Source organism: Thioalkalivibrio sp. ALE20 (assembly GCF_000381405.1).
In the GTDB taxonomy this organism is placed as follows: Bacteria; Pseudomonadota; Gammaproteobacteria; order Ectothiorhodospirales; family Ectothiorhodospiraceae; genus Thioalkalivibrio.
The window spans coordinates 105,237-120,747 of sequence record NZ_KB906477.1; the positions used below are offsets into that span (position 1 = coordinate 105,237).

At 68.5% G+C, this 15,511-nt stretch carries 6 protein-coding genes and 1 pseudogene; 2 read left to right on the forward strand and 5 right to left on the reverse strand.

Annotation, left to right across the window (positions count from 1 at the left end; translation table 11 throughout):
- Positions 1 to 60: 60 nt before the first annotated feature.
- The gene (locus F790_RS0110715; protein WP_019591653.1) at positions 61 to 930 is read left to right on the forward strand and encodes a glycine betaine ABC transporter substrate-binding protein; all 870 of its coding nucleotides are present in this window, start codon (positions 61 to 63) and stop codon (positions 928 to 930) included.
- A gap of 444 nt (positions 931 to 1,374) precedes the next feature.
- Here the strand turns inward: F790_RS0110715 and thiI are convergent, their stop codons facing one another.
- The 5 genes and pseudogenes from thiI to F790_RS15000 all read right to left on the reverse strand — a co-directional run.
- Positions 1,375 to 2,862 (reverse strand): tRNA uracil 4-sulfurtransferase ThiI, encoded by a 1,488-nt coding sequence (thiI, locus tag F790_RS0110720; RefSeq protein ID WP_019591654.1) that lies wholly within the window; start codon positions 2,860 to 2,862, stop codon positions 1,375 to 1,377.
- The gene (locus tag F790_RS0110725; protein ID WP_026332931.1) at positions 2,859 to 3,827 is read right to left on the reverse strand and encodes a DUF523 and DUF1722 domain-containing protein; all 969 of its coding nucleotides are present in this window, start codon (positions 3,825 to 3,827) and stop codon (positions 2,859 to 2,861) included. The genes thiI and F790_RS0110725 overlap by 4 nt, the downstream gene beginning before the upstream one ends.
- Positions 3,828 to 3,985: 158 nt before the next feature.
- Positions 3,986 to 5,191, reverse strand: a complete 1,206-nt coding sequence (locus F790_RS0110730; RefSeq protein WP_019591656.1) for a diguanylate cyclase domain-containing protein — start codon at positions 5,189 to 5,191, stop codon at positions 3,986 to 3,988.
- A gap of 130 nt (positions 5,192 to 5,321) precedes the next feature.
- Positions 5,322 to 12,362 (reverse strand): autotransporter outer membrane beta-barrel domain-containing protein, encoded by a 7,041-nt coding sequence (locus tag F790_RS0110735; protein WP_232199267.1) that lies wholly within the window; start codon positions 12,360 to 12,362, stop codon positions 5,322 to 5,324.
- Between the two features lie 39 nt (positions 12,363 to 12,401).
- Positions 12,402 to 12,521: pseudogene (locus tag F790_RS15000) on the reverse strand (ESPR-type extended signal peptide-containing protein); the annotation flags it as partial.
- Positions 12,522 to 12,758: 237 nt separating this feature from the next.
- Here F790_RS15000 and F790_RS0110740 point away from each other — a divergent pair.
- Positions 12,759 to 15,464, forward strand: coding sequence for a response regulator (locus F790_RS0110740; protein WP_232199268.1), 2,706 nt, complete (start codon positions 12,759 to 12,761; stop codon positions 15,462 to 15,464).
- Positions 15,465 to 15,511: the final 47 nt, after the last annotated feature.

Here is a 15,511-nt window from a genome sequence, read left to right on the forward strand (position 1 = left end):
CGCGGCCGCCCCGAATCCCGGCGGCCGGATGCTCAAGAAGCAACAAGGAGAACCGTAACCATGATGAAGAAGAAACTGCTGACGACCGCCACGGCCGCTGCCCTGTCCCTGGGCATGGCGACCTCCGCCGCGCAGGCGGACGACGTGCGCATCGGCTGGACCGCCTGGGCCGATGCCGAGTTCATCACCCAGGTCGCCGACCGCGTGATCCAGGAACGCCTGGACACCGGCGTGGAGCTGGTGCAGACCGACATCGCCCCGCAGTACGCCGGTCTGGCCGGGGGCGACCTGGATCTGATGCTGATGTCCTGGCAGCCGATCACCCACGAGGACTACATCGACCAGTTCGGCGATGACATCGTTGACCTGGGCGTGCTGTACGACAATGCCAAGCTGGGCTGGCTGGTACCCGCCTCGCTGCATGCCGAAGGCCTGACCTCCATCGAAGACCTGCGCGATGACGAATGGCGCGATCGCCTGAACGGCGAGATCCAGGGCATCGACCCGGGCGCCGGTCTGACCCGTCTGTCGCACGACACCATCGAGGAATACGAGCTGGATTACACCCTGATCGAGGCCTCCGACGCCGCCATGACCGCCGCGCTCGACCGCGCCATCCGTCGTGACGACGCCATCGTGGTCACCGGCTGGAGCCCGCACTGGAAGCTGGGTGCCTACGAGCTTGAATACCTCGAGGATCCGAAGGGTGCCCTGGGCGGTGCCGAATCCATCCACGCCATGTCGCGCACCGGCTTTGCCGACGACCATCCCGAGGTCGCCGCCTTTGCCGGCTGCATGAACATCGACATCGACCTGCTCAACGAGTACATGTATCTGGCCGACGAGGAGTCCACCGGCCACGCGGTGGACAAGTTCTTCAATGACGAGGCCGGGCTGGTCGACGAATGGGTGGCCTGCACCCGTAACTGATCCCGTCCAGGGAACGCACCGGCAGCCTCGCGCTGCCCCCGGGCCCGGCCTTCTGGTCGGGCCTTTTTTGTATCCGGCGCCCTCCCCGATCGGGCCTTTAATCGGCCAGGGGGCAGGTCTCCTACGGTTGCACCCGGCCACGTAGGAGGCCGGCCCTCCGGCCGATGGGGCCGGGCCTGATGCCTGGATCGGCCAGAGGCTGGCCTCCTACGGTTGGACCCGGCCGCGTAGGAGGCCGGCCCTCCGGCCGATTTCACGTCCGGGTAACCCCCTGCGCCGGATCGGCCAGGGGGCTGGCCTCCTACAATTGCACCCGGCCACGTAGGAGGCCGGCCCTCCGGCCGATGGGGCCGGGCCTGATGCCTGGATCGGCCAGAGGCTGGCCTCCTACGGCCAAACCCGGCCGCGTAGGAGGCCGGCCCTCCGGCCGATCTCACGTCCGGGCTACCCCTGCGCCGGGTCGGCCAGGGGGCTGGCCTCCTGCCTTTTCAGGCGGTTCAGCCCGCCGCGGAAGGCCCGCGCGCGGAACCCGGCCCGCTGCATGCGTTCGGCGATCACCGCCGAATTGCTGCCGCGCTGGCAGTAGAGCACGTATTCGCGGTCGGCGGGCCAGTCGGCGAAGGCCTGCAGCAGGGTGTCGGCCGGGTGGTTCTCCGCCCCCGGCCAGTGCCATTGCCGGTAGGCCTCCGGTGGCTGGCAGTCGATCACCGTGGCCCCCTCGGGGATGCGGTCCACGAAGATCCCTTCGCCCTCGCCCGCGACTCCAGCCGGTCCGTCATCCGCCGCCAGCGGATCGCGCTCGCACACCGCGTCGATCGTTCGCTGCAGAATGGCCGGATCCAGCGCTTCTTCCGCCCGTTCGATGCGCGAGGTCCGGCTCTCGACCAGCGGCGGCTGCTCCGTCAGCGCGCAGAACTCCGGCACGCGCTCGCTCAGCTCGAAGGTGCCGATCGCCCGCGCACGGTCGGTGATCTCCTGCTTGTCGAAACCGATCAACGGCCGCAGCACCGGCAGCGTGGCCACCGCGTCGATGGTCTGCAGATTGGACAGGGTCTGCGAGGACACCTGGCTCAGGGCCTCGCCGGTGACCAGGGCCTCGGCCCCGCTGCGCGCCGCCACCGCCTCGGCCGCGCGGTACATCAGCCGCTTGAGCACGATCTGCCACATGTCCCCCGGAAGGCTGGCGCGCAGGTCCTCCACCACCGCCTCGAAATCGACCACGTACAGCCGCGGACGGGTGCCATGCGCCCAGTCGCCCGCCAGACGCCGCGCGATCGCCGCCACCATCGCCTCGTGGCTGGGCCCGCCGAGGTTGCAGAACACGAAATCCGCCGTGGTGCCACGACGCATCATGTACCAGGCGGCCACCGCCGAATCGAAGCCCCCGGACAGCAGCACCAGCGTGCGCCCCTGCACTCCCAGCGGCAGCCCGCCGGCCCCGCGCCGCCGCTCACTGAACAGCCAGGCCCGGGCCTCCTGCAGATCGATGCGCACGGTGACGTCGGGCGCATCCAGGTTCACCTGCCCGGGACCGTTGAGCACCGCACCGGCCTCGCGCTCGATGCGGGTGGCCGACACGCGTTTGGTGCCCTGGCGCTTGCAGCGCACCGCATAGGTCCGGCCGCGCACCACCTCGGTGAAATGCCGCCGCACGCCGTCGACAATGGCCTCCAGCTCCGGCTCGACCTCGGCCACCACCGGCGAAAAGGTGCTCAGGCCGAACACCCGCGGCAGGATCTCCAGCGCCCGCACGCGCTCCGCCGTGCGCAGCAGCAGGCGCCCCTGTGCGGTGGCCAGACGGTGCGGCACGTCCTCCAGTGCCCGGCGCAGGTTGCGCTGCAGGATACGGGTGAAATGGCGCCGCGTGCCGGGCGCCTTCAGGTGGATCTCCGGCGCCTGGCGGAGAATGATCAGATCGGATTCGGCAGTCATTCGTTCGCGGGGGCTTCACCCGTCAGCAGTTCATCCGGCGCCGGCCGCAGATAGCTCTGCCGGCGCACCCAGTCCAGTTGCAGCGCATCCGCGCGCTCCCGCAGCCGGCGTACCACCGACATGCGGTCCCGGCGGCCCGCGCCGAAGTCCTCGATGGCGGCCTGCAGGGCCGCGCGTTCGTCCGCGGGCAGATATTCGCGGAAATGCCCCAGCAGGTGCTGCAGCACGTTCACGTGGGCGCCGCGCGTGGTCCCGCGCGCCAGCGCCCGGGCAAACATCGCTGCATATTCGGCCGCCAGCTCCGCGCGCGGACGCGTCCCGGCGGCCGCCACCAGGCGACCCAGGCGGTCGTAGTCCGGCCGGCCATGGGCCAGCAGCAGCATCTTCTCGCGCGCATGGAAGGCCGACAGGTTACCGGCGGTCCACTCGCCGGCCAGGCGCTCGCGCAGCCGCGCCAGCGCGAACAGCCGGATCACGAAGGCCTCGCGCGCCGTTGCATCGTGCAGCGCGGTCTCGTCCACCAGCAGCCGCGACGGGGCAGCCGTTTCCAGCGCGGCTGCGAACAGCCCCGGACGCGGCTCGCGCTGGCCGTTGACCGGCACCGCGCGCCCGCAACTGGGCGAGCGCGCCTTCAGAACGTAGCCATCCGGACCCGCGGGCCCTTCCAGTTCCGGCAACCGCCCATCGACCCAGGCACGCAGGGCCGGCGCATGATCCTGCCCGCTTTCGCGTCCGCGCAGTCGCTGCGTATCCCCGGGCCCGCGTTCCAGCTGCATCGGCTCGCGTGGAGTGCCCAGACCGGCCTCGGCCTCCGGACACAGGGCCACGAGCTCCACATGCGGGAGCAGCACCTGCGTCAGCCAGTCGTCGCGGCGGTGACCGCCATCGTAGCGCACCCGCTCGCCCAGCAAGCAGCGCGAGACCCCCAGACGGGGTCGTGGCGGGACAGTGTCGGGATCGTTCATCGTTGCGCGCCGTGGCCTTCCACCGGCCCCGGTTCTCGGTACTTCGGAGCGCACATGGTAGGCGCCCCGGAAGGTCAAAGGAAATGGAAACCTCCGGGAAAGTGCGTCCGCAAGGTCCGGCCGGGCTCTGGCGGCCCTCTTCGCACGGTGCCCCGTCGCTACAAGGACGGCGCCGGGGTACGCCCCGCCTTGCGGGCATACATCTCGCGATCGGCGCGCCCCAGCAGCGTATCCGGATCACCGTCCCCCGGCCCGTCGGCCCAGCCCAGGGTCATCGCGGGCGTCACCTCGCCCGCGGCCAGCTGCACCGGCCGACTCACCACCGACTGCAGGCGTTCGCCGGCGGTCTCCGACGCCGCCTCGCCCGCCAGCAGCACGGCGAATTCGTCGCCGCCCACCCGCGCCACGCACGCGGCCTCCGGAACCGCCTCCTGCAGCCGCCGGGCCACAACGCCCAGCAGCTCGTCCCCCGCGGCATGCCCCAGGCGGTCATTCACCGGCTTGAACTGGTCCAGATCGATGAAGGCCACCGAGAACGTTTCGCCGGTCTCGCGGCCGCGCTCGATCGCGTCCTCCAGCTGTCGATAGAAGGCACGCCGGTTGGGCAGGCCGGTCAGGGCGTCGTGCGTGGCCTCGTGCTCCAGCCGACGGCCGGCCTCCTCCAGCCGGGAGGCCTGTTCCCGCAGGTCATGATGCATCGCCACCAGCGTCCGGCGCGTTACCAGCGTCAGGGCCAGGGCGAACAGCACGCCGCCTCCCCCGAACACCAGCATGAACCGCTGCGTATTGGCCCCGACCTCGCGCGCGCGTTCGGCCGCGGCCTCCATCTGCGCCCGCTCGTGGGCCCGCAGCTCCTCGATCGAGATGTCGAACTCCCGATCCAGCTCGAACAGACGGTCGCTCAGGATCGCCATGGCCGGCTCGATCTCGTCGCGCGCCGCGAGATCCACCACCTCGTCCTGCAGCTCCACGATCTCCGGGATCAGCGCATCCTGCTCCTCCAGCCGCTCGCGGGCCACCGCCTCGGTCACGCGCTCGTCCAGGGCCTCGCGAACCTCGCCGACGCGGTGACCCCAGCGGTGATACTCCATAAGCAGATCGTCGCGCTCGAACGGATCATCCGTCAGCACCTGATTCACCATGGTCTGGTGCCGGTTGTAGGCCGCCTCGAGCAGATCGGACGCCAGCTGGATCCGCTGGGCCCGTTCCTCGGTCATGTGGTGGAGCTCGTCCAGCAGCCGCTGGTTCTGCCAGACGCTGTTGGCCACCACCACCAGCATCCCCGCCAGCAGGATCACGAACGCCAGGGTGATGGCATTCACCAGCCGCCCGCTGATCCGCTGCACCCGTTGCGAAAACTGCATGCATCCCCCACGAACGACGCGCGAAATGCACTATGCGAACGCCATCACACCCCCGGCAACACAACCGCGCAAACCGGGCGGTATTGAGCCCTCCCCCGGCCGATGGCCGAAGCCACTGCTGACAGTCGCCCTACCAGCTCTGCCGGAAGGTAATCCCCGCCGCGTGGACGTCATCGGAACTCGCGAATTCGCCGTGATAACCGACATCCACCCGACTTCCTTCGCCGAAACGGGCGCTCAGTCCCGCATTCACGTGGATCCGGTCACGACTGAGTTCCGGCCCCTCTATGGTGAACCGTTGCTCGGGTGCCCCGTCGAAAGCCGTGCGCATCTCGCTGGCCCGGTCACCGTGTTCCTGCAGCCAGGCCACCTCGACGTTCGGCACCAGTTCCGCCCCGCCCGCGGTTTCGAAATGCTGGTCCAGATTCACGCCCAGCCGGGTCCGCAGCGAATGCTCGCGCTCGCTGTCCACCTGCAGGTTCGCCTGGCCGGCGCCGGATTCGGTGAACGACTCGCGGCTCTGCTGCTGATAATCCAGCCCGGCAAATGGCGCCACGCGGGTCCGCTCTCCGACGTCGAAGCCGCGCCCGAATTCCACGCCGGCCCCAACGCCCGTCGCAGAATAGGACGCCTCCGCGGTGTCACCGGTCAGGGCAACGTCGCGATCGGTTTCGGCGTCGTGGTAACTCGCACCAACATCACCGCGGACGTAATAACCGTTGCGTTCCCAGCCGCCGTAGACGGCCACCTGCCAGGAATCCACGTCGATGTCGGCCGCCCCACTGTCCGCGGTTGTCCGGCTGAAGCCCAGGCCGACCCCCATGAAGCCATCTTCTCCCAGGGAGGTGTCAGCCCCCAGCGCAATGCCTCCGAAACTGTAGTCCGAGCCGGCCGCACCGGAGGTATCATCGATCTCTCCCTGACCGCCCTGGGCACGCACCCACCAGTGGCGGTCCGATTCCGGCGTGCTCGTTGCCGAAGCACCGGACGGCCTGCCCGTGGAGGCCCATTGCGTACCGGCCAGGTCGGACAGACTTGCCACCTCGCCGGCGGCCGGAGCGACTGTACCCCCCATGCGCCCCCGAAGCAGACCCCGGAAACGCTGGTCACTGCGCATGCCGACCTGCTGGGCATGGGTATGATCCGCACCGCTCAGAGAATCCAGACCGGCACGGGCACCGTGCGTATCCCGGACCAGCAGCGAATCCACCAGCGCGGAAACGCGTTCGTCGCCGGCCAGTTCATCGAGGGCCCCCGCGACGGCCCGCTGGTTGGCGGTTTCCGCCACGCTCTCGAACACCGCCACCCGCGACAGCGTCAGCTGCACCCCGGTATCGGAGTACGCCACCGAGGTATCCAGGAAGACGAAATCGTCGGAGACCTCGTCAAAGCTACCGTCGACGCCGCCTTCCGCCGCCAGCACGGTGTGGGTGATTTCGTCGCCCTCGAACAGACGGCCATCTCCGCCGTTTTCTTCGGTGACGTGGAGCCGCACCCCGTCCTCGATGGTCAGCTCCCCGCCGACGCCGGTATGGTCCGCCTCCGATCCATCCTCGGAGACTTCCACCACATGGACGCTGTCCGATTCCAGCGTCATGTCGTCGGCCACCGCGAGCGCGCCCACCGAGTTGCCGGGCCGCACCTGCCCCCCGGACGCCACGTTCAGATCGCCCACGGTGCCGGTGCCGGAGATCACCCCGCCGGCGTGCACGGTAACCGCCGAATCGGCCATGGAGCCGTTCACGCGCAGGTTGCCGCCATGCACGTCCGCATCGCCGCTCAGATCGTGTTCGCCCTCGATGACGGTCATGCCGGCGCCCGCGTGCACCACGTCGAGGTTGCCGGAGAGCGTCACCGGGTCTCCTCCGGCGGTACCGTCGGAGGTCAGGTGATAGTCCTCCTGACCGTGCGTGAGACTCAGGGTGGCGCCGTCTCCCATTCCTTCGATCCGTTCGGCCTCCACGACCCCGGCCGTGTCCGTGCCGCCGATCTCCAGGGTGGCTTCGCTGTCCGCTCCCGCACCCAGGGCCACGCCCGCACCGGCGCTGATCCGACCGCCCTCGGCGACCTGAACGGTTCCTGTGGAATCCCGTCCGGCAGCGACCTCCAGCATGCCGTCCATCGCCCACTGCGAGCCCTCACCGGTGACCGCGGCCTGCCCGCCGGCATCGGCGAACCGGGCGAGTGCACCACTCCCGGCCCGCACGTCGGCGCCATCCGCGATCGCCAGTTCGCCTTCACCAAATGTACCCGCGGTGAGGCGGCCGTCGACCTCCAGTTCGGTGCCGGCACCCGCCACCTTCGCGCTGCCTTCGGCCGAGTCCGCGTACCCAATGGCCAGCGACCCGGCGCCGAGCCGCGCACCCCGTTCGACTTCGACCCGGCCCTGCCCGCCGTCACCGACGATCAGATCGTCCGCGATATCAACACGGGTGCCGTCGCCGCTGGCGTGCATGCGCCCGCTGCCGGTCCCGGCGGCCCCGATGTAGGCGAACTCACTGGCCAGCTCGCCTCCGGACCGAAGCTCCAGTTCTCCCTCACCGGCGGCACCGACCCGCAGGCCGCCAGCGCTCTCCCAGCGTGAGCCGGCACCTTGCACACGGGCATGACCGGCAGCGTTCTCGAATTCACCCAGGGTGGCGCCGCCATCCCGCACGGTCGCGCCGTCCTCCACGCCAAGGCGGGCCGTGCCACCTTCGATGCCCACTCGGGTTTCCGCACCCGCGTGTTCGAAGGACCCGCCGTCGAGCAGCAGTTCCCCGGCCTCGACATCGGTACCGCCGGCATGATCGGCATCCCCCGAGAACAGCAGGGTCCCCTCTTCGGTCTTGGTGAGCGCGCCGGAGCCCGTGATATCCGTCCGGATCTCGGCATGGCTGGCGAGCACGCGGATCTCGCCTTCGTCGGATGTCTCGAGCTCGCCGTCACCCCGCAAGCGATAGCCACTGTCAACGAACTGCATGCCCTCGAAGGCCTGCGTGCCCTCGACCTCGACGGTGCCGCCGCGATAGGGGTCGGCGTCCTTGAACACCGCGTGCTGCCCGCCCCAGGCGACAGCGATCTCGCCGTCCTCGTTTACCCAGTCAGCGCCATCTGCGCTCCAGACGCCGTCGCCACCCTGCCAGTGCTGCAGGCTGTCATCGCCTTCAAGACCGATGAACAGGTCCAGCCGGTCATCGCCGTACTGCAGCTCGTGCAGGACATCCTCTTCCAGTTCCGGCAGGTCGCCGACAGCCAGGCCGCGGTCATCCAGGTCTCCCTCCCAGGTCATCAGGCGGTAGTAACCGAGCCCGGGATCGCCGGCATCCGGGGCCTCGCTGGCGCGCAGATCCAGGGTGCCATCCAGCGTGAGGTCGCCAGCGACCTCCACGCGGCCGCTCACGCCGTCGGCGGGGTTTTCTTCGCCCGGTTCTCCCAGCGCCACATCCAGCGTGGCGCCCGGGTCCAGTGCCAGATCGCCGTCGATCCGCAGTGCCCCGGCCCCGGTCGAAAGGTCCATTACGCCACCATCCTCGACGCGGGTCGCACCGACCGTGCCGTCGCCGGCCAACCTGGCGTTGTCGGTGACCGTGGTGGCGGAGCGCCCCAGATCCCCATCGACCCGCAGCACGCCGGACTCCACGCGGGTCTCGCCTTCCAGCGCCTGAGCCCCGTCGACCGCGAGCGTGCCCTCACCACGCTGGACGAGATCGCCCTCGCCCTCGAGTGCGCCGCCGAACACGACCGTATCGGCGCGATCGAACGCCAGCGTGCCCTCATTGTGCACCTCGCCATTGAGCGTCCCGGCCTCGCCGCCGTCCCCGACCTGCAGGGTGGCGCCTTCGATGAGGGTCTCTCCGGGCGCCACGTCGCCGGTCAGCACCAGGGTCCCGTCGCCGGCATGCACCAGGTCACCATCACCGGTCACGTCCCCGTCCAGAGTCGCGTCATCACTGCGGTCCATCCGCAGGGTGCCCGGCTCCAGCAGTTCCATGTCGCCGGCCAGTCGGCCCTCGGTTCCGCCATCACCCACCTGCAGGACACCGGATTCGACCCGGGTGCCGCCGGTGTGCGTGGCCTCGCCGGTCAGGACGGCCGTACCGCCTTCGGTCTTGTACAGCTCGCCATCACCGGTGATGTCCACCGCGATCTCGGCGCGGTCCGCCAGCACCCGCAGTTCACCGTCCTCGTCGGCGTCGGGGGCGATGGCCCCTGGTCCTTCCAGGCGGTAATCCTCGTCGACGAACTGCAGCCCCCGGAACGACTGGGTGCCCTCGACCTCGACGGTCCCGCCTTGATAATCCCCTTCGTCCCGGAACACGCCATGGTTGCCGGCCCAGGGAACGGCGACCTCGCCGCCATCGTTCATCCACTGCTCGGAGGCATCGCTCCAGGTCCCGTCACCACCCTGCCAGTGCTGCAGGGTGTCATCGCCGGCGACCACCACGTGCATGTCCAGAAACCCGCCTTCCGGGTTCAGCAGGAAGAGGGCCCCCTCGTCCAGTTCCGGGCTCTCGCCGATCTCCAGTTCGTTGTCGGTGAGCGAGCCATCCCAGGTCATCAGCCGGTAATACCCGAACCCGGCGTCGCCATCGTCCCCATCCTCGCTCTGACGCAGGTCCAGCACCCCGTCCAGAGTGAGGTCGCCAGTCACCTCGATGCGGTCGCTGGTACCGGCATCCGGCTCATCCTCGCCGGGTGCGCCCAGGGCGAAATCGAGCCGCGAATCGGGCGAAAGCAGCAAATCGCCGTCCACGGTCAGGCTGCCGACCGAATTGCCCGGATCCAGACGACCCCCATCTTCCACGGTGGTATCCCCCAGGGTTCCGCGCCCGGCCAGCGTGCCCCCGTCCAGCACGCGCGCCGAGGCCGCACTCAGATCCGCATCCGCCACCAGCGTGCCGGACTCCACCCGGGTCTCGCCGGTGTAGTCCTGCTCCGAGTCCAGGATCAGCGTGCCCTCGCCACGCTGGACCAGGTCACCACCCCCCGAGAGGTCCGCCTCGACCGTGTACTCATCGGCGCGGTTGAAGGCCAGCACGGCGTCGTTCTCGACCCGTCCCTCGATGGATCCGGATTCATCCCCTGCGCCGACCTGCAGGGTGCCCTCCTCGATGATCGAGTCTGCGCCCAGTGCATAATTCCCGGAAAACACCGTGGTGCCTTCCCCGGTATGGCGCAGCTCCACCTCGCCGGACAGAGGGACTTCGGTTCCGTCGTCCTCCCCGGTGTCGGTGAAGTGATAAGGCGCTTGCGCGTGATCGAACTCGAGGATCCCGTGGCCGTCGCCGACTTCGAACGTCTCGTCCACCTTCAGGATGCCGGCCCTCTCGCCGTCCCCGAGAACGAGATGCCCTTCTGCTCCGGGATACCGGCCCAGAAACAACCTTGTCGCGGCCAGTTCCGCGCCGTCCGATACTTCCAGCCGGGCCGTGCCCCTGCTGCCCACCGCTACGGTGTTCAGGTCCGCACCCCCGCGGTCGATCCGGGTCCCTTCTCCGGTGATACGACCTTCAGCACTCCCGCCTTCCCTCTGGGCCAGATAAAGCTGGTTACCACCGACGCGCCCGCCATCCCTGACCTCCAGAACCCCGTGCCCTTTCTTGCCAATCCAGACACGACCCAGGAATTCGGCATCCTCGCCGAGGACCTCCAGCGTCCCTTCGCCAGAATCAGAAGCCCCGAAGTTCGCGACGTCGTCCGTTTCAACCAGACCTTCCTCGACGGTAACCGTGCCGGCACCGGCATCTCCCACCGTCAATTCACCCCGGCTGATCCAGAGGCCTGCCTCAAGATGCACTTCACCTTCAGCACCCGCCTCTTCTCCGAGGATCGACGTTGCGGTATCCAGCTGACCTCCATCGGTCAGCACCAGCTCTCCGGTTCCTGCCCGCCCCAGGGTGAACCCACGCGCCACCGCCAAAGAGGAATCGTCGATTTCGACACGGCCGCTTCCCCCGCTGTCGCGGCCCGCAACCGCAGACTCGAGCTCGCCCTCGCTCCCGCCAGCCAGCTCCAGCTCACCTTCACCTTCACCGCCGAGCAGCAGACCGTCCGAGACATCCAGGTGACCGCCCTCTGCAACCTGGAGGCGACCCGGTTCCCCCGGGTCTTCACCGACCTCGACCTCTTCGGCGTCCAGCTGTCCGCCAGCCCCCACGAAAAAGGTCCCTTCGTCCAGCACCCGGAGGGGCTCCGACTGCAGATCCATGCTCCCTTCTTCGACCCCGAGGGTTCCCCGGTGAACGTCAACCACCCCCGTCAGTTCATGGGTGTGCCCGGTCAGGAGGGTTTGCCCGGTCCCGTAATGGTGCAGTTCCAGTGCCCCTTCCAGTTCCGGCGCCAGTCCGTCGATGGTCCCGTCTTCGGTGAAATAGTAGTCCTCATCCCCGTGCTGGAAATGGATCAACGACTCGCCTTCTCTGGCCACGATGCCATCCTGGACATACACTTGGCCCGGGGCGTCTTCCCCGCTGCTTCCGATCTCCAGCAGGCCGACGCTCCCCGGCTCAGAGCCAAGCCCCAGCTCCCCGGTGACATCCAGCTTGCCTCCGTCGATCACCCTCACGTTGCCGGTTACACCCAGGCTTGACCCGAACTGGGACGATCCCCCCAAATCCAGATCGCCGATGTTCGTGAACCTTGATCCTTCACCAATGACTTCCACATAGCCCGAGGCCCCGCCATCGCCGCCCACAAGGTTGGGAACACCAACGTCGGACTGGCTCGCCTGCACCACTCCTCCATCCTCAATGAACAGCTCCGCCGTGCTGTTCGAGTAGTAGCCGACGGACAAGCCACCATCAGGGTCATCCACCACCAGTTCACTGCCCTCGCCGGTGACCGTCACGCGGCCACGGACGCCGGCGTCACTGTCCGTCAGGTCGCTCCCGATACCCACATTCCTCGCGTCCAGAACCCCGCCGTTCCGGATGGTCAGCTCGGCAGTTTCCGGATCCGCCCCCACGCTAAGCCAGTCGACAGTCGCCTCTTCTCCGTCGATCACCGGCCAGGGATTGCCTCCATGCACGCCTTCCCGGGCAATCAGCACCGAGTCACCGCCCCCGGGGAGCGCACCCGTGGACTCCCCATCGTCGTCCCACCAGTTACCGGCGGCGAACCAGTCGGCACTGTCTTCGCCGGTCCATAACCAGTCCCACAACGCGTGAGCACTGGTCGGAAACAGCAACACAACGGCAAGCGCCCCTGTCAGAACGCCTCGAAAACGACCCGGAGCGCCCATGGACCGGGTTCGACGACCACACCCCTTGCGACGGCCGCGGGCAATCTCGGCGGCAACCTGCCAGGTTCCAAGAGCGCGATTGAAGACGAGGCGGAAGGTCTGGTTCATGGTGTCCGTTCTCCGTTGGAGTTCCGTTTTTTCGCCCGCCAAACGAATGCGGCCCGGGCGTTCTCATGAACGCGTCAAACTGCCCGCGGGCCGCGAGCGCTGCCTAGGAACAATCCGGAACAGAATGTATACTTCTTTGGAAACAGTACTTTGGATGGATCCAGAGATGCCCGGACCCCGCAACACCCCGCAGACATGAACCCGGCCCGCGCGCGTCGCGGCCCGCCGGAAGCGGCGGTGACAGTGGTCTTCGCGCTGGTGCTCGCCCTGCTGTTCGGGCTTTCGGCCCCGACGGCGGACGCCGGCACACCGCCCCTCGACCTCGGGGAGGACGTACACTCCCTGGACAGCCCCTGGGAGTTCTTCTGGCAGAAGTTTCCGGAACCGGGCGCGGAGGACGAACCGGACGCCCGCATGGAGCTGCCCGGGAGCTGGACCGGGCTGGCCATCGACGGAACCGCCCTTCCCGCTGCCGGCCATGGCGGCTTTCGTCTGCGCGTGGCACTGGAAGACCCGCCCGCACGAGTGGTGCTGCGCGTGCCCATGGTGTATTCGGCCTACCGCCTGTACGTGGATGGCGAACGGGTGGCGCAGGTGGGCGAACCCGGGAGCTCGGCCGACGAGAGCCGCCCGGACTACGGCGAGCGGCACGTGGTCATCGACAACCCCGGGGAGGAGCTGGAGCTGCTGTTTCATGTCAGCAACTTCACCTCGCGCGCAGCGGGCTTCCCGCACCCTCTCGAGCTGGCCACGCCCGAAGTGATGGAGCACAACGTCGCGCGTGACCTGATCGGCAATGCCGCCCTCTCGGGCGGCCTGGTCCTCCTCGGGCTGTCCCAGCTGGTGCTGTTCCGTCTGCGCCAGAACGAGACCATGTACCTGTTCTTCGGCTTCATGATCGTCGCCTGGGGAATGCAGACCGCGCTGACAGGGCAGCTGCTGGTGCATATGGGCTGGCACGTGCCGATCGAGATCGCGCGTCCGCTGGACGGCCTGACCGCCCTGACGGCCGCGGCCTTCTATCTCCTGTTCCTGTCGTCGCTGTTCCCGCGTGAACTGCCCATGCGCTACACGCGCTGGGTGCTGGCCCCGCTGATCATCTATCTGGCCATCACCCTCCTGGGCACGGAAATGACCCGCAGCGAAGCCGTGGGCTGGCTTCTCTATTTCCTCACCGGAATGCTGGCGCTGGCCCTGGCGTTCGTGGCACGGGCCTGGTGGCGGGGAGTGCCGGACGCGGGTCCCATCCTGCTCGGCTCCGCAGTCGTTGCCGGCAGTGCGATCCTGCAGATCCTGTGGTTCAACGAGATGGGAGTACGCAACGCGGTCGCCAATACCGGCGTCCTGGCTGCGGTGGCACTGCACGCCATCACCCTCTCGCGCCGCTACGCGCGGGCCTTCGAACGCAGCCAGCGGCTGGAATCCGAGCTGCGTCGCGCGAACCGCCTCAAGGATGACTTCCTGGCCAGCACCTCCCACGAGCTGCGCACCCCGCTGCATGCCATGATCGGCATGGCCGAATCGCTCCCGCGCGAGGACCCGCGCCAGGCACGAGCACTGGACCTGATCCAGTCCAGCGGGCACCGCCTGAGCCGGCTGGTGGATGACATTCTTTCGTTCACACGCCTGAAACACGGGGACCTGCACATCCGGCCCGAGGCGATCGCGCCGGCCCCGCTTCTGCACACGGCCGCAGAATCCGTGCGCCCCCTGCTCGGTGACCGGCCGGTGGCACTGGAAACCGAGATCGAGACGGATCTTCCGGCGGTACGGGCCGACGCCGACCGCCTGCATCAGGTGCTGTTCAACCTGCTGGGCAACGCAGTGAAATACACCGATGCGGGCCGCATCGTCCTGCGGGCGCGCCGCGAGGGTGAAACCGTCTGTGTGGAAGTCGAAGACACCGGAAGCGGGATCGCCGAACTGGATCCCGAACGTCTCCAGGAACCCTACGAACAGGGCCACGAATCCGCGGATGCCGGACGCGGCGGGGTCGGTCTCGGACTCGCCATCAGCCGGCAGATCCTGGAGCGCCACGGTGCCCGCCTGGAGCTCTCCGGCGGAGCGGACGGCGGGACCCGGGCCCGTTTCTACCTCGAGATCGCTCGCGCGTCCGTCCCCTCTGCCGGCCCGACGTCGACCACCCCGGCGCAGCCCACCGGCCCGGAACCGGCCGGGGAATCCACGGCAACCCGGCCCGACGCAACCACCGGCGCGCACATCCTGATTGTTGAAGACGAAGACAGCGCCGCGCGTGTCCTGGAGACCCAGCTGGGACTGGAGGGTTACCGCACGAACCGGGCCAGTTCCGGCGAACAGGCACTGGAATGCATCGCCCGCGAAGCCCCGCAGCTCGTTCTACTGGACGTAATGATGCCGGACATGAGCGGTCTGACCGTCTGCCGCAGACTGCGCGAGGAACACGACCCGGCCTCGCTGCCGATCATCCTCGTCACCGCGCGAACGCGTGAACACGACATCGTCGAAGGGCTGCAGGCCGGAGCCAACGACTACCTGCCCAAGCCGTTCTACCGCCAGGAACTGCTGGCCCGGGTGCAGTCCCAGTTGCAGGTCCACGAGAACGAACAGATGCGCTGGGCCCTGGAAGAAAAGGAGACACACCGGCCGGACGGTGACGAAGATGACCTGCGCACGCAGCTAGCGACCCTGCTGACCCGGAGCCTGCGCGACTGGGAGCTGGAAACCGGCCTCACCCGGGCCGATCTGGCGGAAGAAAGCGGCCTGTGGACCGTGACCCTGGATGACACCACACGCAAGACCCGCACGCTGGACCGTTACTGCGATCCGGAGACGCTTCCGAGGCGCCCGCGCTGGGGCCTGGTGATCCGGACCGCGCGTTTCGTGGCCGCCCGACTCGAAGACACGGAACGCAAGCGGGACCTGCTGGCACGTGCGCAACGCATCGAGCAACGGCTCGCCTGAAACCCGATCCCGCGTACCCGGGTATTCCTCTACACTGCACGCAGGTG